The organism is Streptomyces sp. CNZ287 (genome assembly GCF_007827615.1).
In genome coordinates this window covers 167,420-187,297 of the sequence record NZ_VISV01000008.1, presented here as the reverse complement: position 1 = coordinate 187,297, position 19,878 = coordinate 167,420, and the positions used below count along the sequence as shown (strand labels likewise).

Genomic DNA, 19,878 nt, shown 5'->3' with positions numbered 1-19,878 from the left:
GCTGTTCGCTAACGTTCTCTGCCACATGGGTCACTCGTCCGCCCCTTCCACGCGGGGCGCAGCCCAGGGGAGAGTGCGTGCCTGGAGAAGTGGGGTTCGGCAGCCTGCTGGGCGAGAAGGGTTTCTTCGCCCATCTCTTCGGGCGGTCGCCGTCGGGCTCCGGACGGAAGTTGCTCTACGAGGACGACCTCCCCGTGGTGCTCCTCAACGGCGGCCCCGGCATGGGTAAGACGCGCCTGCTGCATGCCGTGCGCGACCACTTCGCGACCGAGGTGCCGGTGATCTACCTGGACTGCCGCAAGGAGATGTATGCCGCCCGCGCCCGCACCGAGCCCGACGCCCGGTCGGCGGCCACCGAGGCGCTGTTCGAGGTGGCCGGGCGGCTGCGGACCTGGAAGGGAACGGGCGGCTCGTTCACCTTCCCGCGACTCTTCCCGGGTCTGGCGGTGCTCGCGACCGGCGTGCGTCAAGGCACCGCAGAGGCGGTGGCGACGGAGGTGGAGCGGTACGAGCAGATAGCCCAGCGGCGGCGGGCGTTCGGGCTGCGGGCGGGCGACTTCTGGAGTGGCGTCATCCAAGGGGGAATCCGCAATCTCCTGATGGCCTGGGCCGGGGTGGCCCTCGGCCCGTATCCGGCGGCCGTCCTCAATGCCGTGGCGGACGAGCTGATCAAGCGGTCCGCGCACCGCGGCCGGGCGGAGCTGGAGCGGATCTACGGCGCGTACCCCGGGGCCGCGGGGCAGCCCAAGCACGGGCTGATGAACCTCGCCGCCGACTTCCACGCCGGCGGCGAGGCCCGTCGGCCCGCCGAGGACTTCCTCTTCCGCGTGCTGCGTGAAGACCTGGAGGCCGACTACGCTTCCGCGAGCGGCTATATGCGCCGCGTCGGCCGCCCTGGCCTGCTCCTCGACCACGCCGACGCGCCGCTCGGCCAGGGGCTGTTACGGGCCGTGCTCGCCGACCGCCGCGACGGGCAGCGCGACCGCACAGTGGTCGTCGGTACGGCGCGCCGCGCGGACGGCGGGGAGTTCCTGCACGCCGGGCTGCCCCCGGACGAGGTGGAGCCGCCGGCGGCGTTCCGGCCCACCGACGGCTATCCGGCAACGTGGACCAGGCGCACGACGGGCGCGCCGGGCGGCGCCAATCAGGCGGTGCTCGCGGACGGGGTGCTGCAGCTACGCATGCCGTATCTCAGCGGCGTCCAGATCGGCGAGGAGACCGCGCGGCTGCGCTCCCTCGGCGCGCCGACCGGCGGCGCCAACGCCCTGCGCCTCGACTCCGCGGTGGCGCGGCTGAGCAGCGGGCGGTTGCACTCGGTAATGCGCCTCGCCGCGGCCGCCAAGTCTTTCCAGATGCCGCCCGACGCCAACGACCGCGACCTGCTCGCCGCCCCGCTGCGCGAGAGCGGAGCCGCCGAGCGACCGGTCGCGGACGTACTGCTTGAGGAGCTGATCGAGCGGGAGTTGCCGACGAAGCTGCCGGCTCAGCACGAGGACCACTGGCTGGACCTGCTCACCCACCTGTCGATCGCCCACGACCCCGAGTGTGCGGATGTCCTGCTCCGCCACTACCAGCAGGGCCACGTGGACCCGCTGACCGCGGCCCAGGTCTCCAGGCTGCTTCTCGATACGGGCTGGCCGCGCTGCGAGCGGCACTTCATCGGGGACTTCGGGCTGCGCCAGCTGCTGCTGCACCGGTTGTACGGGCTGCTCCCCGACGGCGCCGCGTGGAACGCCGACCACCAACTGCTGCGCGACCACTATCCACCCGAGCCGGCCGCCGCGGCCGACCTTGCTGCCTCCCTACCGGATGAAGCGCCCCCCGCCTTCCGCTCCCCCACGGCCCACCACCTCAACCACCACCTGGTCTCCGGCGGCGTACCGGACGTGGTCCGCCACCTGGTGCGTCGGCTCCCCGGCCGACCGGAGGCGTGGTGCGCGGAGCTGCTCGAGATCGCCCAGGCACCGTACCTCCTCGGAGCGGACGCCCGCAGGCAGCGGGCCCTCGGACGGGTGTCGATGGAGGGCGAGCCGCTGGACGTCACCGTCGACCGGCTGCTGCATGCGGTGTGGCTGTGCGAGGAGCGCACCCGCCCGACCGGGGAGGAGATGGCCGGCGCGCTGACCACGTTGCTGAATCTGCTCGCGACCATGGGCTTCGACGGGGCGGGGCGGCTCGTCGCCGCCACGGCCGACTGGCCTGGCCTGGTGGCCAATCAGCAGCCGCTGCTGCGCTGCACGTGCACCCATCAGATGGGTCGGAGGAGGTAACGCGGATGCCCAGGTGGTTGAAGCTGCTCATCGGACTGCTGGCCGCGGCCGCCGTGGTGGCGGTCATCTGTGGCGGCGTGAAGATCTACGAGGAGGCCCAGGAGCCGGACACCTGCGCCGACGGGGTCGAGAAGATCGACGGAGAATGCATCGGCGTCACGGCGGAGGGTTATGACTTCGGCACGCCTGAGATCCGCGATGTGGCCCGCGCGATCGCCACCGAGAACAACCGGGTCGAGGACGAACCCCACGTCACCGTGGCCATGGTGCTCCCGCTCCAGTCGGACAACCCCGCGACCCGGCGGGAGATCCGCAGCGACCTCCAGGGCGCCTACCTGGGCCAGCGGCACGTCAACAAGGGCGTCGGCGAACCCCCGAAGATCCGCCTGGTGCTCGCCAACCCCGGCCGCTACTACCGCCACCAGAAGCAGGTGGTGGACACCCTCCTGGACATGGCCGAGTCGAGGTCGGACCGGCTGCGCGCCGTCACCGGCTTCAACCTCAGCCTCGACACCACCGAGGCGGCCATCAAGCGCCTGACCGAGCACCGGATCCCGGTCCTCGGCTCCCGGATCAGCGGCGACCGGCTCGCGAACAAGGACAATGCCGACGGCACGGACCGGCCGACATTCCCCGGCCTGGCCCGGATCATCTCCACCAACGGCGCAGCCGCCCGGGCGCTGGCGGACTTCAACGGCGAGCAGGGCCGCAGGGACGAGCGGACCGTGCTGGTCTACGACTCCCGCGAGGACAGCTACGTGGAGTCACTGGCGGATGCATTCAGCAGCATCGAGGAGGTGGGCCCGGCCGGCCAGGCGGCGATCCCGTTCGAGTCCCCGGCCCTGGACGAACCCGGCACGACCGGCAACCAGTTCGGCCACATCGCAAACAGTATCTGCGGCTCCCGCGCCGACACGATCTACTTCGCCGGCCGTACCCTGCACCTGCGGATCTTCGCGCTCAAACTCGCCGCGGTGGAGTGCGGCACGCGCAAGTACACCATCATCAGCGGCTCCGACGCCGCCTCCCTGCGGCAGAACCTGTCAGAGCAGGACTGGGAGGGCCTGCGGGGTGAGGACGGGAAGCCGAAGGTGAGGGTGCAGTACGCCGCGCCGGCACACCCGGACGCGTGGGATACGGAGATCAAGGAGTGGCCGGAAGAACACGGCGACGAGCCGCTCCCCCAGTACCTCACGGAGCCCAGGGATGCCCTGCAGGAGTTGGAGGATGAGATCAAGGCCGTAAAGGACGAAAACATCTCCCTCGGCTCCGCCCCCGACCTCCGCGACTCCCGCACCATGCTCGTCTACGACGGCCTCGTCACCATCGGCGAGGCGTTGCACCAGGTGCAGCAGGGCGGCTCAGATGACGTGCCGAGTACCCGCGACGTCGGCGGCCAGTGGCCGCTGCTGCAGTCTCAGCTCCGGATCCGCGGCTCCAGCGGCCTGATCTGCCTGACCAGCAGCGGAAACCCGTACGACAAGCCGGCCGCTGTGGTCCAGCTAGATCCCGGCACGGAGGGTCGCGGCAAGCTGAAGTACGTAGGTCTGGGCTGGCCCACCGGCGATCCCCAGCCGAAGAACTGTGTCATCCCCAGCGGGTAGCTGGGAGACCATGCAATAGGGGGAGTGCCAACGGACTTGGCAAGCTGAACCGGCCACTGACACATGACGGGGCATGCATCGCGGCACCGACCGTACGATCGCGCCGGCTACGCGATTCCGTCTCGACGGCCCACTTCTTCAGGGTGGCACCCAGCGTCTCCACCTGCTGCGAGGCGAGGCCGCAGGCGATGAACTGATCGTCATCGAAGCTGTCGATGGCCGGCAGCGTCTGGGCCAGCATCGCGGGCTCGAAGCCCTCATCGCGTTGCTCGGCGCGGGCGAGCGCTGCGTCCTGGTGTAGCGACCGGAGGTCAGCGCCGCAGCCACGTCGACGTAGTCGCGGAGGGCTGCGCCTGCACCCGCCGCCGCCCGAACACCTGCACCTTCGCTCATGCAATCCGCCCATCACGATCAGAACCTCCGGCTCGCAGTCGGCCCTCCGGATCAGCCGTTCAGAACGTGCACTTCGGTCATCTCGACCTGCCGTGCCAGATCCGTGCCAGACACGGCGGTCAACACCGGTCAAGCAGGGGTAGAGATTCACCGGCCGCGCCCATCCCGCCGACTCACGTTCGTGCAGGTCGCGGGCACGACTGGGCCGCGAAGGCTGGGGCATTCCCAAGCTCAGAGCGCGGGTTCGATTCCCGTCGCCCGCTCCATGACGAATCCCCAGGTCGGCGACCTGGGGATTATGAGTTGTCCGGACCCATGGAGAGCCGCGTGCCTGCCCGTTGACCGGCTAGCACAAGCGGCTGCGCAAAAGCCGCGATCCAGCAGGTAGGGCGCCCTCGCAGCCGGTCAGCCGGGCACCACCCAGCGGTGTTCCACGGGCAGTCGCAGCCGGATCTGTTCGCCGACGGCCGGCGGCGGGCCGGGCGGGAGCAGGGCGTGTACGGGGCCGGCGTTCGTCTCGGCGCGCAGGGCGGTGAAGGCGCCGTCCGGGCGCACGGTGCCTACGGTGGCGGGCACCGCGTCGGGTCCGTCGCCCAGCGTGACCGTCTCGGGCCGGATGACGAGGTAGCCGGGCCCGCGGTGGTGGACGTGGTCGGGGAGCTTCAGCCGGCCGAGCGCGCAGGTGAAGTGTCCGGTGGCGGTGCCGGGGAGTGCGGTGGGTGCGCCGAGGAAGTGGGCCACGGTGCGGGAGGCGGGGCGGGCGTGGAGGTCGGCGGCCGGGGCGTGCTGGAGCAGGCGTCCGCCGTGCAGGATGGCGACGGTGTCGGCGACGGCGGCGGCCTCGGAGCGGTCGTGGGTGACCAGCACGGTGGTCAGGCGCAGTTGACGCTGCACCGAGGCGAGCAGTTCGCGCATTTCGTGCCGTAGCCCGGTGTCCAGGGCGCTGAACGGCTCGTCGAGCAGCAGCACTCGGGGCCGGGCGGCGAGCGCGCGGGCCAGGGCGACCCGCTGCGCCTGGCCGCCGGAGAGCTGGCGCGGGTAGCGGCCTGCGAGGTCCGCCACGCCGACGCGCGCGAGTTCGTCGTGGGCGGCAGTACGGGCGGCGCGGCGGTGCTGCCCGCGCAGCCGGACCGGGAGGGCGACGTTGTCGAGCGCGGTGCGGTGGGGCAGCAGCATGGGCTGCTGGAAGACGACGGCGGCGCCGCGGCGCTCGGGCGGTGTCCGGGTGATGTCGTGCCCGCCGACGTGGACGGTGCCGTGGTCGGGCCTCAGCAGTCCGGATATCACCTGCACGGTGGTGGTCTTGCCGCAGCCGGACGGGCCCAGCAGGGCGAGCAGCCGGCCGTCGCCGACGTCCAGGTCGAGGCCGTCCAGGACGGTTGCCCGGCGCCCGCGCTGCCCGGGGTGGGTGACGGTGATGCCGGACATGCGCAGGCCGTGGGCCGGGGCGGGGGGCGTCGGGGTCATGAGGCGGCGGCCCTCTCGGTGCGCGGGGACGGCGGGGTGGGGTCGGCCCACGGTGCGCGGCGGCGTCGCAGGAGGGCGGCGGCCAGGCCGAACAGCAGGACCGGGGGTACGGCGATGAGGATGCCCAGCACCGCGGTCAGCGGCTGGTTGCCGCTGCCTGCCGCGGTGGAGAACAGCAGCAGCGGCAGCGTGGTGACCAGTCCGCCGCCGACGAGCACGGTCATCAGGTATTCGCTCCAGGACACCAAGAAGGCCAGCGTGGCCGCGGCCAGCAGCGCCGGGGCCAGCAGCGGCAGGGTGACGTTGCGCAGCACGGCGGTGCGGGAGGCGCCGAGCGTCCGCGCCGCGTGTTCCATGCGGATGTCGTAGGTGGCGTGGGCGCCGGTCATCACGAGCACTGTGTACGGCAGTGCGGGCACCAAGTGCACCAGGGCCACGCCTACGGCGTGATCGGCGAGCCCGGCGCGTACAAACATCTCCTGCACGCCGACGGCGAGCGCGAACGGTGGCACCAGCACCGGCGCGAGCAGCAGCACACGCAGCAGCCCCGCGGCCGGCGGCGCGTACAGCACCAGGCCGCGGGCGGCGAGCGCGCCGAGGGTGGTACCGACGACGGCGGTGCAGGAAGCCAGCGCCAGGGAGGTGCCGAGCGCGTCGAGGACCTGCTGCTGCGGATCCGCCACGCGAGCCCAGGCCCGGGTGGAGAAGTCCTGCGGCAGCAGCGCCGGATACACCCAGCGGCCCGTGAACGCCCACAGCAGCAGCGGCAGTACGGGGGCCGCCACCCAGACCGCGAGGACCGCGTACCCGGCCGACCGCCCCACCTTGTTCAGCCGGTTCACCGGCCGGCCCCGACTCGTGCGCGCAGCAGTCGCCGGGAGATCACCGCGGCGGCGAGGGCCGCCAGCGCGACCACGGCGCCGATGACCACGGCGAGCGCCAGGGCGCGCGGCCGGTCCTCCAGTGCGACCGAGCGGTACAGCTCCACCGCCTCCACCGGCAGCGCGCGCGGCGCGGTCGCCCCGAGCAGCGCGGGGATTTCGTAGGCGGCGAAGGTGAAGGCGAACACCAGCAGGCACGCCTCCAGCAGGGCGGGCGCGAGCAGCGGCCAGGTGACGTGCCGCAGGCGCTGCCAGCGGCCAGCGCCCAGGGTGCGCACGGCCGTCTCCAGGTCACGTACGGCGGGCGTGTGCGCGGCCAGCAGCATCAGGACGATGAACGGTGCCTCCTTCCAGACGTAGCTGAGCACGATGGCGATCTGGCCCTCGCCGGCGACCAGCGCGGGGAAGTCGGCGGGCTCGTCAGTCCAGCCGGCGGCGCGGGCGAGGCGGGAGAGGAGTCCGGAGCCGGCCAGCAGCAGGGCGAAGGCGGCGGCGGCCAGGGCGTGCGGCACGGCGAGGGTGGCCCGGGCCACCGCCTCCACGACGCCCCGGGAGCGCCGGGCGGTGCTGACCGCGCCGACCACCGCCAGGGCGAGGACCGCGGATCCCGCCGTGCCGGCGGCGGCGATCTTCAGGCTGAGCAGCAGGGAGCCGACGAGGACCGGGTCGTCGAGCAGCCCGGCGTACGCGGCGGGGCTCCAGCCGGCGCCGAGGCCGTCGGCCAGGCTGCCGCGCACGGCCAGGGCGAGACCGCAGCAGGCCAGGGCCACGACGGTGAGCGCAGGCAGCACCAGCAGCAGGCCCCGTGCGCGGTGCGTGGTCATGAGCCCGTCGGCACGTGCTGCTTCCATCCCTTGTCCAGCGGGGCCACCCAGTCGCCGCTCAGTTCCGGCCGGGCGTTGCGGGAGAGTTCATCGATCGGCAGTGTGGTGGCGGGGGTGTCGAGGGCGGCGAACTTCTTCCGCCACCGTTCGGGCAGCCGCTCGTGGTCGAGGACGGTGTACGCGCCCCAGCCACCGGGCTGCGCCTTGGCGTGCTGCTGTGCGGGCGAGAGCATCAGGTCGGACAGCACCAGAGCCGCCTCGCGGTGCGCGGCGTTCTCCGGCACGGCGAGGTAGCTGGTGTTGCCCAGCGTGCCGTCCTCGGGCACGAACACGCGGGTGCTCTTCGGGTAGTGGCCTCTGGCGACCAGGCCCGGCACCTCGGCGGGATTGTAGGTCATCGTCATGTCCACCTCACCGTTGGCGAAGAGGTCGCCCTGGGCGGCGGCGTCCTTCGGGTAGGTGGTGCCGTCGCGCCACAGATGCGGCTTGAGTCCGGCGAGCTGCTCCCACAGCGCCGGCGTCACCTTCTCGTACGCGCTCTCGCTGTACGTCTGCGGGACCGCAGCCCCGTTCTGAGCGGTGGTGTACAGCATCTGGCGGACGAAGGCGGAGCCGGTGAAGTCCGGGGGCGCGGGGTAGGTGAAGCGTCCGGGGTTCTTCTCGGCCCACTCGATGAGCCCGGCGGTCGTGCGCGGCGGATCCGGAATGCGGGCGGAGTCGTAGACGAACGCGAACTGCGCCCGGCTCCACGGGGTTTCACAGTCGTCCACCGGGGTGCCGAAGTCGTGGGTGAGGGTCGGGTCGGAGTCGTCGACGTACTTCTGGTTGGGCATCAGGCCGGTGTACCCGCACAGCCACAGGCCGGCCTCCTTGCCGGTGCGGAAGTTCTCGCCGTTGACCCACACCAGGTCGACGGCCCCACCGCTGTCCTTGCCCGCCCGGATATCGCCCAGGACCTTCTGTACGGCGTCCTGGGTGTCGGCGACCGGCACCCGCTTGACGCCGATGCCGAGCTTCTCCGCCGCCGGCACGACCTCGTCGTCGACGTAGGCGTTGGCCCCCTGGTCGCCGCCGTACATGAACAGGTTCACCGTCTGGCCGCGGGCTGCGGCACGCAGCTCGGACCAGTTCTTCGGCAGCGCCTCCTGGTCTCCGCCGCCCGAGCAGGCCGCCAGCAGCATCGCGGCGGCCCCCGTCCAGGCCGCCGCACCCGTACCGCTCCGGCTGCGCCGCAGGGCGGGCCGCCGAGTCCGTATCCGCATCCAGGCAACTCCTTGTCGTCGTCCGTGCCTTACCCATATCCACGGCAGTGACCCGGCGGAGAGCCCGAGCCGCACCCGGCCGTGCTGAGATGGAGCACGACGGCAGGTCCGGGAACGTCCCTCTGTGGCGGTGGCAGCGGGGCCCGGGAGTACGGAAGGGACACCTGATGCTGGACGCGCGGGCGCGGGCGATGCTGGCCGGCCCGATGGGCAGGTTCGCCGCCCGCCTGGACCGCCCGGCCGTCACGCCGAACCGGCTCACCGCACTCGGCGCCGTTCTGGGCCTGGCGGGCGCCGGGGCGGCGGCGAGCGGCTGGTGGACGACGGCCGCCGTGCTGTGGCTGGCCTCCCGGCTGACTGACGGTCTGGACGGCCCGCTCGCCCGGCGCCGGGGCACCGCCGCCGGCGGGGCGGGCGGATTCCTCGACATCGCGGCCGACTTCCTCTGCTACGGGGCGTTCGTGGTCGGCGTCGCGGTCGGGGCGGGCGGCAGCGCGCTGCCGTTCCTGCTGGTGCTGCTCGCCTACTACGTCAACGGCACGGCCTTCCTCGCCTACTCCTCCCTCGCCGAGCGCACCGGACGCCGGCGGACGGACGACCGGCTCTCCCGCGGTCGCTCGCTGAACTTCCTCGGCGGTCTGGCCGAGGGCGGCGAGACCATCGCGGTCCACACCCTGTGGTGTCTGCTGCCCGCCCACGCCCATGCCCTCGCGTGGGTGTGGGCGGCGGTCGTGGCCGTCACCGCCGCCCACCGCGTCGTCACCGGCTATCGGCTGCTTCGCTGACGTCTCCGGTACGGGCGCGCAGCAGCTTCGTCGCCCACCAGCCGCCGGCGCTCAGCACCAGCAGCCCCGCCGGCGCGAGCCACAGCAGCGGGGAGCCCGGGTCGCCCAGCGCCCCGCCGAGGCCCGTGTAGACGAACGTGGCCGGCAGGATGCCCAGCGCGGTGGCCGCCACGTACGGCCCGAACCGCACCCCGGCGACCCCCGCGCCGTAGTTGACGGCGGCGAAGGGGAAGAGCGCCACCAGGCGCAGCAGCAGCACGGCGACGAAGCCGCGGCGGGAGAGGTGGACGTCCAGCCGGGCCAGCCTCCCCGCGCCGGTGTACCGGGCGACGGCCGGCCGGCCCAGCCAGCGGGCGAGTCCGAAAGAGAGCACGGCGCCCGCGATGGCCCCCGCCATGACGACCACCACGCCCACCGTCAGGCCGAACAGTGCCCCCGCGGACGCCGTCAGCACGGACCCGGGCAGCAGCGCGGTCACGGCCAGGGCGTAGCAGAGGACGAAGACCAGCGGTCCCCACACGCCCAGCCCGTCCACCCAGCGGCGTATGTCGCCCAGCAACCCGGCCCCGCCCAGGACGACCCAGCAGGCCGTCCCGGCGAGGAGCGTGACCAGAACGAGCAGCTTGACCAGGGCGCCGCGCGAGGAGCCGCGGCCGGGCGTCGCCGACGACTCGGGCAGAGTCCGGTCGGCGTCGGTGCTCATACGCCTTCCCGACCGGGGTACGGCGCCGGGTGCTCGGCCACGACGCGGCGCAGCGGCAGTTGTAGCCGGCGGCCGGGGCGCGCCCAGCGGGCGAGCGACCGCTTGGCGAACTGTGCCCGCCGCGCGGTCAGATCCGGCAGGTAGAGCGCGTCGGCCAGCAAGGCGGCTGCCCGGGGTGTCTCGATGGCGAGCGTGAAGACGTGCCGTTCGTCGGAGCGTACGGCGAAGCCTGCGCGGCGCAGCAGACCGGCCAGGCCGTCGCGGGCGTCCGGGTTGGGCCACGGCTGGTGCACCGCTCGCAGCGCGCCCATGACCCGGACCCAGCCGGCCGCACCGGCCACCGAGAGGCCCGAGGACGCGGGCACAAGCGCCGCGAGCCGCCCGCCCGGGCGCAGCACCCGCCGCACCTCGCCGAGCACCTGCGGCAGGGGGGTCACCACCGGCAGGCACATCGCCGCGCACACCACGCCGATGCTCCCCGTGCGCACCGGCAGGGCATCCGCGTTCGCCCGCACCAGCGGCGCACGGCCCCGGCGTGCCGCCTCGCCGAGTTCACCGCGCGAACTGTCGACGCCGATCCAGCCGGTGCCCGGGAGCAGTTCGCGCGTAGGCGCTGAGCCACAGGCCAGGTCCAGCACCGGGCCCGGGCCGGCGTGCAGCGGTTCGGCCAGCCAGGCGTACGGGGACGCCTCGGCCAGTGCGAAGATCCGCTCGGTGATTCCGGGGCGGGCGTCGTGGTAGGCGGTGACGTAGCGCTGCCACTCTTCTGTGTCCACCCACCGCTCCTCTGCACTGCCGTCGACCGTCGCGCCCGTCCCGCACCGCTCCGGCGAGGAATTCGCCTGGGCGCCGCCGCATTCCGCCGGATCCGACGTGACTCGCCGGGTAGCCCGAAGGAGTCCCGGAGGGTTCCCCGGCAAGCCGGGCTCCGTCCCCGCGCTGTGCCGGCGCCCGCACAGCCAGAGAAGCAATACTGCACCATGAGCCCATACGACATGGTCGTCATCGGCGGCGGAAGCGCCGGACTCACCGCGGCCCGTACCGCCGGCCGACTTGGCGCCCGCACCCTGCTGGTCGAGAGCGGCCGGCTGGGCGGGGACTGCCTGTGGACGGGATGCGTGCCCAGCAAGGCACTGCTGCACGTGGCAGCCGAGACCGCGGCCGCCCGTCGCGCCGGCGCCTACGGCCTCGCCGCCGCTTCAGGTCCCGTCGACCTTGCCTCGGCCATGCGCCACGTGAAGGGTGCCATCGCGGCGATCGAGCCGCACGACTCGGCGGAGTCGCTTCGCCCGCTCGGCGTGGAGACGGCCTACGGCCGGGCAGCCTTCTCCGGCCCCCGCACCCTCACCGTGGCCGAACGCGAGATCTCCTTCCGCTACGCGGTCATCGCCACCGGCTCCTCACCCACGCTGGTGCCGGTTCCGGGCCTGGCCGAGGCCGATCCCCTGACCAGCGATTCCCTATGGGACCTCGACCGGCTGCCCGAGCGGCTCGTGGTGCTGGGCGGCGGACCCATCGGCTGCGAACTCGGTCAGGCTTTCGCCCGCCTGGGGGCTCAGGTGACGCTGGTGGAGGCGATGGAGCGGCTACTCCCGCGCGAGGAACCGGACGCCTCCCAGGCAGTGCGCCGCGCCCTGGAAGCGGACGGCGTCACCGTCCTGGCCGGTTACCGCGCCGAGCGGGTCACCGGCAGTGCGATGCACGGCCCGGGCGGCCCGCTGGCCTACGACACCCTGCTCGCGGTCACCGGCCGCCGCGCCGACACTGCCGGCCTCGGCCTCGCGGAGGCGGGCGTACAGCTCACCGACCGCGGCGACGTCCGCGTGAACGACCGGCTGCGGACGGCCAACCCGCGCATCTACGCGGCCGGCGACGTCACCGGCCGCTCCGCCTTCACCCACCTCGGCGGTGTGCAGGGCGGCGCCGCCGCTGCGGAAGCCCTGCTCGGCGTGCGCCGCAGGATCGACTACGGCGCGGTGCCCCGGGTGACCTTCACCGACCCCGAGGTGGCCCGCGTCGGCCGCACCGCGGCAGAAGCCCGAGCCGAGCACGGCGATACCGTACGCGTGCACACCCTGCCCCACGACCGGGTCGACCGCGCCGTCGCCGAGGGCCGCACCGACGGCTTCACCACCCTCGTGCTCGGCCCGCGCGCGCGCATCATCGGCGCCACGGTCGTCGCGCCACGCGCCGGCGAGACCATCGCTCACCTGGCCGCGGCCGTCCGGCTCGGCTGGACGGCACCGCAGTACGCCAGGACGGTCCACCCCTACCCCACGTACGCCGACGGCCCCTGGCACGCCGCCCTCGCTGACGTCTACGACCGCCTGGCCCGGGCCGGCCGGATCACAGGAGCGGCACTCGCCCTGCGCAGGAAGCTGCGGCCGTGAGCGGGGCGGGGTACGACACCTCGTGGAGCCCCGCTCCGCCGCATGCGCACGCTGCCGGGCCGTGGGCCGAGTTGCCGCCCGCCCGTGATCAGCAGCAGCCGGACCCCGTGCCCGCCGAGGCGGAGACCGGCCGGTCAGCCGGGGCGCACGGGAAGAGGCCGTAGTGGGTGGACTTGTCACCGTGCATCTCGAAGGGGGCGAACTCTGCTTCTCCGACATCTCCGCCGACCGGCGCAGTTGACGGGGCGGGGCAGGCTGCCGTCGTCCTGGCGGGCGCTGAAGAACCGCTCGGTCACCAGTTGCCTACCCCCGCTCCAGCGGGGTGCCGTCGGGGGCGAGGTGCATGTCGGGGCTGGTGGCGGCGTCGAGGGTGCGCGGGTCGGCCCGCGGGGAGGAGGCGACGGCGCAGTACTCCCAGGCGAGGCGCGGCCGCTCGTAGCATCCGGATCCGGGGATCACTCCGATCCGCACGACCGACTTCCCCCCGGGGCGTCGCCGGTGCGGACTTCGGCGAGGGGCAGCAGCTTGCGCAGGGCGGCGTTCTCCGCCGGGTCGAGCACCGCGTGCTGCACGCAGGCCGGGACCAGGGTGCCGTTCTCGGGGTGGGCCATGGCGTAGTGGCAGGCCGCGAGCCGATCCTGGGTGGCGCGCAGCCGCGGGTCCTCCGCGGTCTCACCCCGCCGCGTCATCTCCCAGGCAGGCGAGACGTCGGCGGCGTCCATGAACGTGTGCATCACAAACGTCACCGGCCGCACCCGAAGCCCGGCGCGCAGCAGCCGGAGCGGCCCGGCCCGCCGCACCGTGCGCACCAGCCAGCCCAGGCCCGTGGCAACCACCCCCGGGTGCCGAACGGCGATACGGGCCAGCCGCGCGGCCAGCACCGGCGGCGGGGTGCCGGTGAAGTTCACCCTGCCCAGGTGGCGGAAGAAGACCTCCCGCACGGTCAGGTCGCGCGGGTCGGCGCCGTCGAGCACCGGGTGCCAGCGGTCACCGACGTAGAAGCCGTAGGCGACCCGGTTGCAGCGCACGTCGCCGTGCTCGAAGAGCCGGTAGTCCAGTCGGGCGCCGGCGCCGCGCTCGATCTCCGCCCACACCGCGTCCGGCGTCGCGGTCCTGTACGGCTCCTTCCACCTCCGTTCGTCGCCGAGGTGGGCGGCGGGCTGGAAGGAGAACATCCCGTAGCCCATGCGGCCGCAGTCGCGGATGACGTCGGCGACTTCGTCCAGGTTGCCGGGCGTGACGGTCATGTTGTGTGCGATGAAGTACCGGACCCCCAGCTCGCGGCGGAGTTTCACGAACTTCGCGGCGAACCGCCGCCGGTACGGGTTCAGTGCCCGCTCGCTCGCGGGCCGTTCGATGCCGCGCCGGCCGTACATGAACTTGTCGAAGTGCGCGGCGAACGACAGCCGGGAGAAGCGGCGCCGCCCGTCCGGGCCCACGGCGAGCGCACGCAGGTAGGCGTAGTCGACGTCGCCGTGGGTGAAGCTCATGGGCTCCCGGCCGTGGGCGCGCATCAGCTCCAGGGCTGCGGCATGATCGTCCGGGGCCAGCAGGCTCACCTCCCCGCCGATGAGCTGGGCGTGTGCCCGTGGCCCGCGCCGCTCGCGCAGCAGTCGCAGCTGGGCGCCGACGTTCTCGAGGGTGTGCGGCCGTCCACGCGCACCGCGTTGGCGTCCCTGGAGTGGTAGCAGGGCGTGCACTTGAGGTTGCACTTGGGAAACACGCCGTGGGTGCCCTCGCAGCCCACTGCGTGCCGTCCCATCACCTGACCGGGCGTCCGCGCCCCGACCGGCAGCTCCGTCCAGCGGCGCTCAAGCGCCGCGGTGAACTCCGGATCGTACGGACGCGTCAGCCGCTCCACGGCCCGCAACCTCGCCAACAGCCTCATTCCGCACCTTCCCACGGCTTCCCCGCCGGATGGCTTCCACCGGCGGCATGCCGCGGAAACCCGCCGAGGCGGGTGATCCCTTCCTACGGAGACGGAATTCGCGCATCCGCTCGCCGGGTTCCGTGGACACGCCATACCGATGCCCGTCCGGACGCTCCCGCGCGGCTGTGGCTCGCGAGACATCGCCGCCGGCTCGCTCTCCAGGTGATCGCACAGTCTGTGCGCAGGTGGCCGCACGGCCGGCAGCGGACCGCCGTGTGGGCGGCTACAGGTTGACCGCGCTCACCCATCGGGACGCGCGACCGCTCCCAGAGGCTGAGACTGCCCCGGCTCGTGGGAGGCTGCCGCCCCGGCCGGGAAGGGCCAGGACATGACGTGGTTCGTGACGTTCCTCGGCGCCGTCCTCGTGATGGCCATCGTCCGGGACATGTTTCACACGATCTGGCACCCGACCCGCCACGGCGGCCTGAGCAGACTGGTGATGACGGGGACGTGGCGCCTTTCCTCGTGCCTGAGCACCCGCCGCCGCGCGGCTGGGGTCGCCGGTCCTCTGGGCATGGTCTGCGTCGTCGCCGTGTGGGCGCTGACCGTGGCCGTGGGATGGGCCCTGATCTACTGGCCCCACATGCCGGAGAACTTCTCGTACTCCTCCGGCCCCGTCCCGGCCAGGCACACGGGCCCGGTGGATGCGCTGTACGTCTCCCTGGTCACGCTCTCCACCCTCGGCCTCGGAGACATCGCACCCGCCGGGGGCTGGCTGCGCGTGGTCGGCCCGCTGGAGGCGCTTGTCGGCTTCGCACTGCTGTCGGCGACCGTGGCCTGGATCCTCGGCATCTACCCCGCTCTGGCCCGCCGCCGCACGCTCGCGCTGCGCCTTTCCCACGTGCGCGGCGGCGTGATCTCCGGGGAACTCGACTCGAGGGGGGCGCCGCCCTGCTGGACGGCCTGGCCTCGGCCCTCTCGGTCATCACGGTCGACTTCCTCCAGTACGCCGAGTCGTACTACTTCTACGACGGCGACGAGAACATCTCGCTGCCCCGGCAGATCGGTCACGCCGTCGACCTCGCAGAACTGGCGGCAAGTGCCCGCCATCCCGATGTCCGGCTCGCCGCCGTGGTGCTGCGCAGGGCACTGGACGACCTGGCCGCCATCCTGGACGAGCGCTTCTTGCACACCGGGGCGGCCACAGCCGGCGTCTTCGCGACGTACGCCTGCGATCACGGCGGCCACAAGGGGGCCAGGCGGGTGGACGCATCCTCCTCAGGCCGCGAGGAGCGGCGTCTCTGAAGGGGAGCCGGACGTCGAGGACCGCCACGTCGGGCCGGAGAGGAGGACCGCGGCGGAGGCAGCGAACCCGACCGGTCCCCTCACGCCGCCGCCCCGGGCGCGTCGTCCGGTCGCTGAAGGCGGAACGCGGCGTCCACGACGCCTTCGACTCCGCGTGCCATCCGTGCGGCGAGCGGCACGAGGGTGGTGTTCCGGAACCGGCCGGTGAGGGTCACGACGCCGTTGTCGGCCTCGATGTCCACAGTGGACCCGCCCGAGGGGGAACGGCGGTTCGATGACGTGCCGACGGACCTCCTCGGCGATGTCGTGATCGGAGCGGAGGACGAGCGCACCCGGGTCCGCACGTGGACACAGGCCGCCGCCGACGTACTCGACAGGGCACGCTCGGAGCAGGGGGTGGCGGACCTCTTCACCTACGGACAGGAACTGGTGGCCCGCAAGCGCCACCAGCCCGGCGCCGATGTGATCTCCAGGCTCTGCGCGACAGACGGAGTCGGAGACGATGAGATCGCCATGCTGTCGATGGCGCCGAGCTCAGCCGCGAGGAACTGCGGGTTCGGATCGCCGCCGGGGACGTCGCCGTCCTCGACGTGCGCCCCGTGGAGGAGTACCGGGCCGGCCCGTGCGCCAAGTGGCCCGCCTGAAGGCCGACGCCGCCCGCGTGCAGCAGCAACTCAGCACCCAGGCCCGCCTGCCCGACGCACCGGCCTCCCGACCACACCCACCACCGGTCGAGGTGGCCTGCAACGGAGTCTCTCCTCGGACACGCAATGAAGCACATACCTGACGCGGGCTCTGTTTCGACGATCACGGTCCGCTTCTTTGGTTCGGTGCGGCTCAGTGTGAGTCGCGCGGTATGGCGTGGCCGCGGGAGCCGCGCAGGAAGGTGAGGTCGGCGCCTTCGTCGGCCTGGGTGACGAACTCGGTGTAGAGCCAGGCGTAGCCGGAGGTGTGCCTGGGCTCCGGTGCCGTCCAGGCCGCGCGCCGCTCGGCCAGCTCCTCGTCGGAGACCTCCAGGCTCAGCCGGCGCCCGGCGACGTCGAGTTCGATCTCGTCGCCGGTGCGGACCAGTGCCAGCGGGCCGCCGACGGCGGCCTCCGGGGCGACGTGGAGCACCACGGTGCCGTAGCCGGTGCCGCTCATCCGGCCGTCGCAGATGCGGACCATGTCCGTGACACCGGCCTTGAGCAGCTTGGTCGGCAGCGGCACGTTGGAGACCTCGGGCATGCCGGGGTAGCCCCTGGGGCCGGCGCCGCGGATAACAAGGATGTCGTCGGCGGTGACGTCCAGCTCCGGGTCGTCGCAGACCTCGTGGTACGCCTCGGGCGAGTCGAAGACCAGCGCCCGGCCCCGGTGCTGGAGCAGCTCGGGGGTGGCCGCAGACTGCTTGAGCACCGCGCCGTTCGGGGCGAGGTTGCCGCGCAGGACGGCGGTGCCGGTGCCGGCGTCCAGGAAGGGCGTGGCCAGGGGGGTGATCACGTCGTCGCCGACGCGCTCGGCGCCCTCGGTGTTCGCGGCGATGGACCGGCCGGTCACGGTGATCTGCTGGGCGTGCAGCAGGCCGCCGGTGACCAGCTCGCGGTGGACGGCCGGCAGCCCGCCCGCGTAGCAGAAGTCCTCCATCAGGTACGCACCCGAGGGCTGTAGGTTCACCAGGGTCGGGACCTCGCGCGTGAGCCGGTCGAAGTCGTCGACGCTCAGCTCGACGCCCAGGCGGCCGGCGATCGCGGCCAGGTGGATGATGGCGTTGGTGGAGCCGCCGATAGCCGCGTTGGTGCGGATGGCGTTCTCGAACGCCTCCCGGGTCATGACCTTCGAGGGCCGCAGGTCCTCATCGACCATCTCTACGATGCGCTTACCGGCGCTCTGCGCGATCTCGAACCGGCGGGCGTCGACCGCGGGCCAGGTGGCCGAGCCGGGCAGCTGCATGCCCAGCGACTCGGCCATGCAGGCCATGGTGGAGGCGGTGCCCATCGTCATGCAGTGGCCGTTGGAGCGGGCCATGCAGCCCTCGGCGAAGAAGCACTCCTCTTGGGTCATCCGGCCGGTCTTGAGCTCCTCCTCGAACTGCCAGACCGCGGTGCCCGAGCCGACGTCCCGGCCCCGGTACTTGCCGTTGAGCATCGGACCGCCGGTGACCATCACCGCCGGCAGGTCGACGCTGGCAGCGCCCATCAGCATCGCGGGCGTGGTCTTGTCGCAGCCGCTCAGCAGCACCACCCCGTCGAGCGGGTTGGCCCGGATGAGCTCCTCGACCTCCATCGCCATCAGGTTGCGGAAGAGCATGGCGGTGGGGCGCATCAGGGTCTCGCCGGTGGCCATGGTCGGGAAGGCGAGCGGGAGGCCGCCGGCCTGCCAGACGCCGCGTTTGACGGCCTCCGCGACGCGGTCCAGATGGGCGTTGCACGGCGCCAGCTCGGAGGCGCTGACGGCTATGCCGATCACCGGGCGGCCGTCGAAGACCTCGTGGCCGAAGCCCTGGTTGCGCATCCAGGAACGGTAGATCATGCCGCCACGGCCCGCCGCGCCGAACCATGCCTGGCTGCGGCGGTCGGACCGGGCTTTGCTGCCGACGCTGGCGTCAGTCACGTGGATTGCTCCTCAGAAGTTGTCGATGTACTGCTGGCGGATGGTGAGGGCGGCGAGCGTGCCGTAGAGGAGCACCGCCCAGATCAGCGCCGCAACCCGGTAGTTGCGGATCTTCAGGGGCGGGGGCAGGGACTTGCGGTTGAGGACGAGCAGCAGGATGGAGTACACGAACATCATCAGGCCGGAGACGCAGGCGGAGATGACGAGCAGCACCAGCGGCTGGTCGAAGCCTATGAGCAGGATCAGCGCGCCAACGGCGACGACGCCCCACACCAGCCAGAAGTACAGCCTGCTCTCGGAGACCGGGTGCTGGCGCAGGTAGGTCGACTTGAGGATGTCGGCGGCCATCCGCGAGGTGTAGTCCACGATGCCGGTCGCCGCGGTGAACAGCGAGAAGGCGCCGATCAGCCAGAACGTCGTGCCGAACCAGCCGCCGACGGCGGACTTCAGCTCCTCGCCCTCGGCCTCCACGAAGCTGACGTCGTTGGCCAGCCCTTCCACGCCGAAGACCGTGGAGTGCGAGAGCAGCGAGGTCAACGTGATGGTCACGATGGTGACCAGCACGAACGTCATGCCCTGCTCAAGGTTGGCCAGCCGCCACCAGCGCTGCCAGCGGGACATGTTCTCGTGGTCGGCCGGGTCGAAGACGTAGCCCGCGGGTGCCTCGGTGGTTGAGGCCGCCTCCTCCTTGCCGGTGATCGGGCTGACCAGGCGCGGCACGTAGCGGCCCATGCCAAAGCCCTTGTCGCGGATCCAGTTCGACTGGCAGAGGTTCTGTCCGCCGCCGGCCCCGGCGTAGGCGATGGCGCCCATGAGCACCGCGACGCCCAGCTCGGTGGGGAACTGGCCGATGTGCGTGACGCCGTCGGGCAGGTCGCCCCAGCTGGATGCCTCCACGGCGAGCACGACGGCCAGGACGAAGAAGACGGCGACGACGGCCAGCTTGAAGAAGAGCAGCTTCTCCAGGGCGTTGTAGACCACCGGAGCCAGGGTCAGCATCGCCCCGATCGCGGCCAGCAGGCATATGCCGATGATCGCCGGGTCGCCGCCGAAGACGTAGCTGAGCATGGTCGCGGAGCTGGTCGCCCAGCCGGGCCAGAGGTTGGCGGCGTAAGTGAAGACCACCATCACCGCGCCCCAGTGCTTCCAGTAGCGGTTGAAGCCGGAGACGGCGGTCTCGCCGGTGGCCAGCGTGTACCGCTCGACCTCCATGTTGATGAACCACTGGGTCAGCACGCCGACCACGGCGCCCCAGAGGAACACCAGGCCGGCCTGCGAGGCGATGTAAGGCCAGAGGATGAACTCCCCGGAGGAGAGTCCGACTCCGGCCGCCACCACGCCGGGGCCGATGATCGGCCACACCCTCTTCGGCGGGGCGGGGAGCTCGCGGACCTCGGGGGCCGGGAGGTTCTGGGTCCGCAGGGGGAACGGGCTGCTGCGCGGTGGGGTCACATGGTCGTCAGCATGCGTCATGCCGAGCTCTCTCTTCGTTGCGGACGGCTCTCGCGTGGGCAGTTGACGGGAAAAGTTAAATC

The 19,878-nt window shown here is 72.5% G+C and carries 16 protein-coding genes and 1 pseudogene; 7 read left to right on the top strand and 10 right to left on the bottom strand.

Annotated elements, in window-relative coordinates; all coding sequences use genetic code 11:
• Positions 1-77: 77 nt before the first annotated feature.
• From FB457_RS17120 to FB457_RS17110, 3 genes are all read left to right on the top strand, one after another.
• Positions 78-2,270, top strand: coding sequence for a P-loop NTPase family protein (locus FB457_RS17120; protein ID WP_047017015.1), 2,193 nt, complete (start codon positions 78-80; stop codon positions 2,268-2,270).
• Positions 2,271-2,275: 5 nt separating this feature from the next.
• A complete protein-coding gene (locus FB457_RS17115) occupies positions 2,276-3,874 on the top strand; it encodes a type 1 periplasmic-binding domain-containing protein (protein WP_047017014.1) in 1,599 nt (532 codons plus the stop codon).
• 73 nt (positions 3,875-3,947) lie between these two features.
• Positions 3,948-4,175 carry a hypothetical protein gene (locus FB457_RS17110; RefSeq protein WP_047017013.1) on the top strand — a complete coding sequence of 76 codons (228 nt, stop codon included), beginning with the start codon at positions 3,948-3,950 and terminating at the stop codon, positions 4,173-4,175.
• A 497-nt stretch (positions 4,176-4,672) separates the two neighbouring features.
• Here FB457_RS17110 and FB457_RS17105 read toward each other — a convergent pair whose 3' ends face one another.
• Genes FB457_RS17105 through FB457_RS17090 form a run of 4 tightly spaced genes read right to left on the bottom strand, consistent with a single transcriptional unit; the run spans position 4,673 to position 8,701 of the window.
• A complete protein-coding gene (locus FB457_RS17105; RefSeq protein ID WP_047017012.1) occupies positions 4,673-5,734 on the bottom strand; it encodes an ABC transporter ATP-binding protein in 1,062 nt (353 codons plus the stop codon).
• A complete protein-coding gene (locus tag FB457_RS17100) occupies positions 5,731-6,576 on the bottom strand; it encodes an ABC transporter permease (RefSeq protein ID WP_253911329.1) in 846 nt (281 codons plus the stop codon). The genes FB457_RS17105 and FB457_RS17100 overlap by 4 nt, the downstream gene beginning before the upstream one ends.
• Positions 6,573-7,466, bottom strand: coding sequence for an ABC transporter permease subunit (locus tag FB457_RS17095; RefSeq protein ID WP_347611859.1), 894 nt, complete (start codon positions 7,464-7,466; stop codon positions 6,573-6,575). Before FB457_RS17095 ends, FB457_RS17100 begins: the two co-directional genes overlap by 4 nt.
• Positions 7,436-8,701 carry an ABC transporter substrate-binding protein gene (locus FB457_RS17090; RefSeq protein ID WP_186461990.1) on the bottom strand — a complete coding sequence of 422 codons (1,266 nt, stop codon included), beginning with the start codon at positions 8,699-8,701 and terminating at the stop codon, positions 7,436-7,438. Before FB457_RS17090 ends, FB457_RS17095 begins: the two co-directional genes overlap by 31 nt.
• Positions 8,702-8,868: 167 nt before the next feature.
• Here FB457_RS17090 and FB457_RS17085 point away from each other — a divergent pair, with 167 nt between their 5' ends.
• Positions 8,869-9,486, top strand: coding sequence for a CDP-alcohol phosphatidyltransferase family protein (locus tag FB457_RS17085; protein ID WP_047017009.1), 618 nt, complete (start codon positions 8,869-8,871; stop codon positions 9,484-9,486).
• Here FB457_RS17085 and FB457_RS17080 read toward each other — a convergent pair.
• Both FB457_RS17080 and FB457_RS17075 read right to left on the bottom strand, forming a co-directional pair.
• Positions 9,461-10,189 carry a TVP38/TMEM64 family protein gene (locus FB457_RS17080; protein ID WP_052770373.1) on the bottom strand — a complete coding sequence of 243 codons (729 nt, stop codon included), beginning with the start codon at positions 10,187-10,189 and terminating at the stop codon, positions 9,461-9,463. The two genes, FB457_RS17085 and FB457_RS17080, sit on opposite strands and share 26 nt — an antisense overlap.
• On the bottom strand, positions 10,186-10,965 hold the full coding sequence (locus FB457_RS17075; protein WP_145782323.1) for a methyltransferase domain-containing protein: 780 nt from the start codon (positions 10,963-10,965) through the stop codon (positions 10,186-10,188). The genes FB457_RS17080 and FB457_RS17075 overlap by 4 nt, the downstream gene beginning before the upstream one ends.
• Positions 10,966-11,169: 204 nt before the next feature.
• Between FB457_RS17075 and FB457_RS17070 the strand changes: the two genes are divergently transcribed.
• Positions 11,170-12,579 carry a dihydrolipoyl dehydrogenase family protein gene (locus FB457_RS17070; protein ID WP_047017007.1) on the top strand — a complete coding sequence of 470 codons (1,410 nt, stop codon included), beginning with the start codon at positions 11,170-11,172 and terminating at the stop codon, positions 12,577-12,579.
• A 455-nt stretch (positions 12,580-13,034) separates the two neighbouring features.
• Here the strand turns inward: FB457_RS17070 and FB457_RS17065 are convergent, their stop codons facing one another.
• On the bottom strand, positions 13,035-14,138 hold the full coding sequence (locus FB457_RS17065; protein WP_222439504.1) for a radical SAM domain-containing protein: 1,104 nt from the start codon (positions 14,136-14,138) through the stop codon (positions 13,035-13,037).
• A gap of 1,011 nt (positions 14,139-15,149) precedes the next feature.
• Here FB457_RS17065 and FB457_RS36215 point away from each other — a divergent pair.
• Positions 15,150-15,227: pseudogene (locus tag FB457_RS36215) on the top strand (ion channel); the annotation flags it as partial.
• Between the two features lie 353 nt (positions 15,228-15,580).
• The gene (locus tag FB457_RS36210) at positions 15,581-15,754 is read left to right on the top strand and encodes a hypothetical protein (RefSeq protein WP_253911328.1); all 174 of its coding nucleotides are present in this window, start codon (positions 15,581-15,583) and stop codon (positions 15,752-15,754) included.
• 80 nt (positions 15,755-15,834) lie between these two features.
• Here the strand turns inward: FB457_RS36210 and FB457_RS36205 are convergent, their stop codons facing one another.
• The 3 genes from FB457_RS36205 to FB457_RS17040 form a co-directional block, all read right to left on the bottom strand.
• The gene (locus tag FB457_RS36205) at positions 15,835-15,996 is read right to left on the bottom strand and encodes a BON domain-containing protein (RefSeq protein ID WP_253911327.1); all 162 of its coding nucleotides are present in this window, start codon (positions 15,994-15,996) and stop codon (positions 15,835-15,837) included.
• A gap of 595 nt (positions 15,997-16,591) precedes the next feature.
• Positions 16,592-18,343, bottom strand: coding sequence for an IlvD/Edd family dehydratase (locus FB457_RS17045; protein ID WP_047017004.1), 1,752 nt, complete (start codon positions 18,341-18,343; stop codon positions 16,592-16,594).
• A 12-nt stretch (positions 18,344-18,355) separates the two neighbouring features.
• Positions 18,356-19,816, bottom strand: coding sequence for an Nramp family divalent metal transporter (locus FB457_RS17040; RefSeq protein WP_047017003.1), 1,461 nt, complete (start codon positions 19,814-19,816; stop codon positions 18,356-18,358).
• Positions 19,817-19,878: the final 62 nt, after the last annotated feature.

Excerpts from the sequence above, each read along its gene's own strand:
- FB457_RS17115 (WP_047017014.1), top strand. The coding sequence starts at position 2,276 with ATGCCCAGGTGGTTGAAGCTGCTCATCGGACTGCTGGCCGCGGCCGCC.
- FB457_RS17110 (WP_047017013.1), top strand. The coding sequence starts at position 3,948 with ATGCATCGCGGCACCGACCGTACGATCGCGCCGGCTACGCGATTCCGT.
- FB457_RS17105 (WP_047017012.1), bottom strand. The coding sequence starts at position 5,734 with ATGACCCCGACGCCCCCCGCCCCGGCCCACGGCCTGCGCATGTCCGGC.
- FB457_RS17095 (WP_347611859.1), bottom strand. The coding sequence starts at position 7,466 with ATGGAAGCAGCACGTGCCGACGGGCTCATGACCACGCACCGCGCACGG.
- FB457_RS17090 (WP_186461990.1), bottom strand. The coding sequence starts at position 8,701 with ATGCGGATACGGACTCGGCGGCCCGCCCTGCGGCGCAGCCGGAGCGGT.
- FB457_RS17085 (WP_047017009.1), top strand. The coding sequence starts at position 8,869 with ATGCTGGACGCGCGGGCGCGGGCGATGCTGGCCGGCCCGATGGGCAGG.
- FB457_RS17080 (WP_052770373.1), bottom strand. The coding sequence starts at position 10,189 with ATGAGCACCGACGCCGACCGGACTCTGCCCGAGTCGTCGGCGACGCCC.
- FB457_RS17070 (WP_047017007.1), top strand. The coding sequence starts at position 11,170 with ATGAGCCCATACGACATGGTCGTCATCGGCGGCGGAAGCGCCGGACTC.
- FB457_RS17040 (WP_047017003.1), bottom strand. The coding sequence starts at position 19,816 with ATGACGCATGCTGACGACCATGTGACCCCACCGCGCAGCAGCCCGTTC.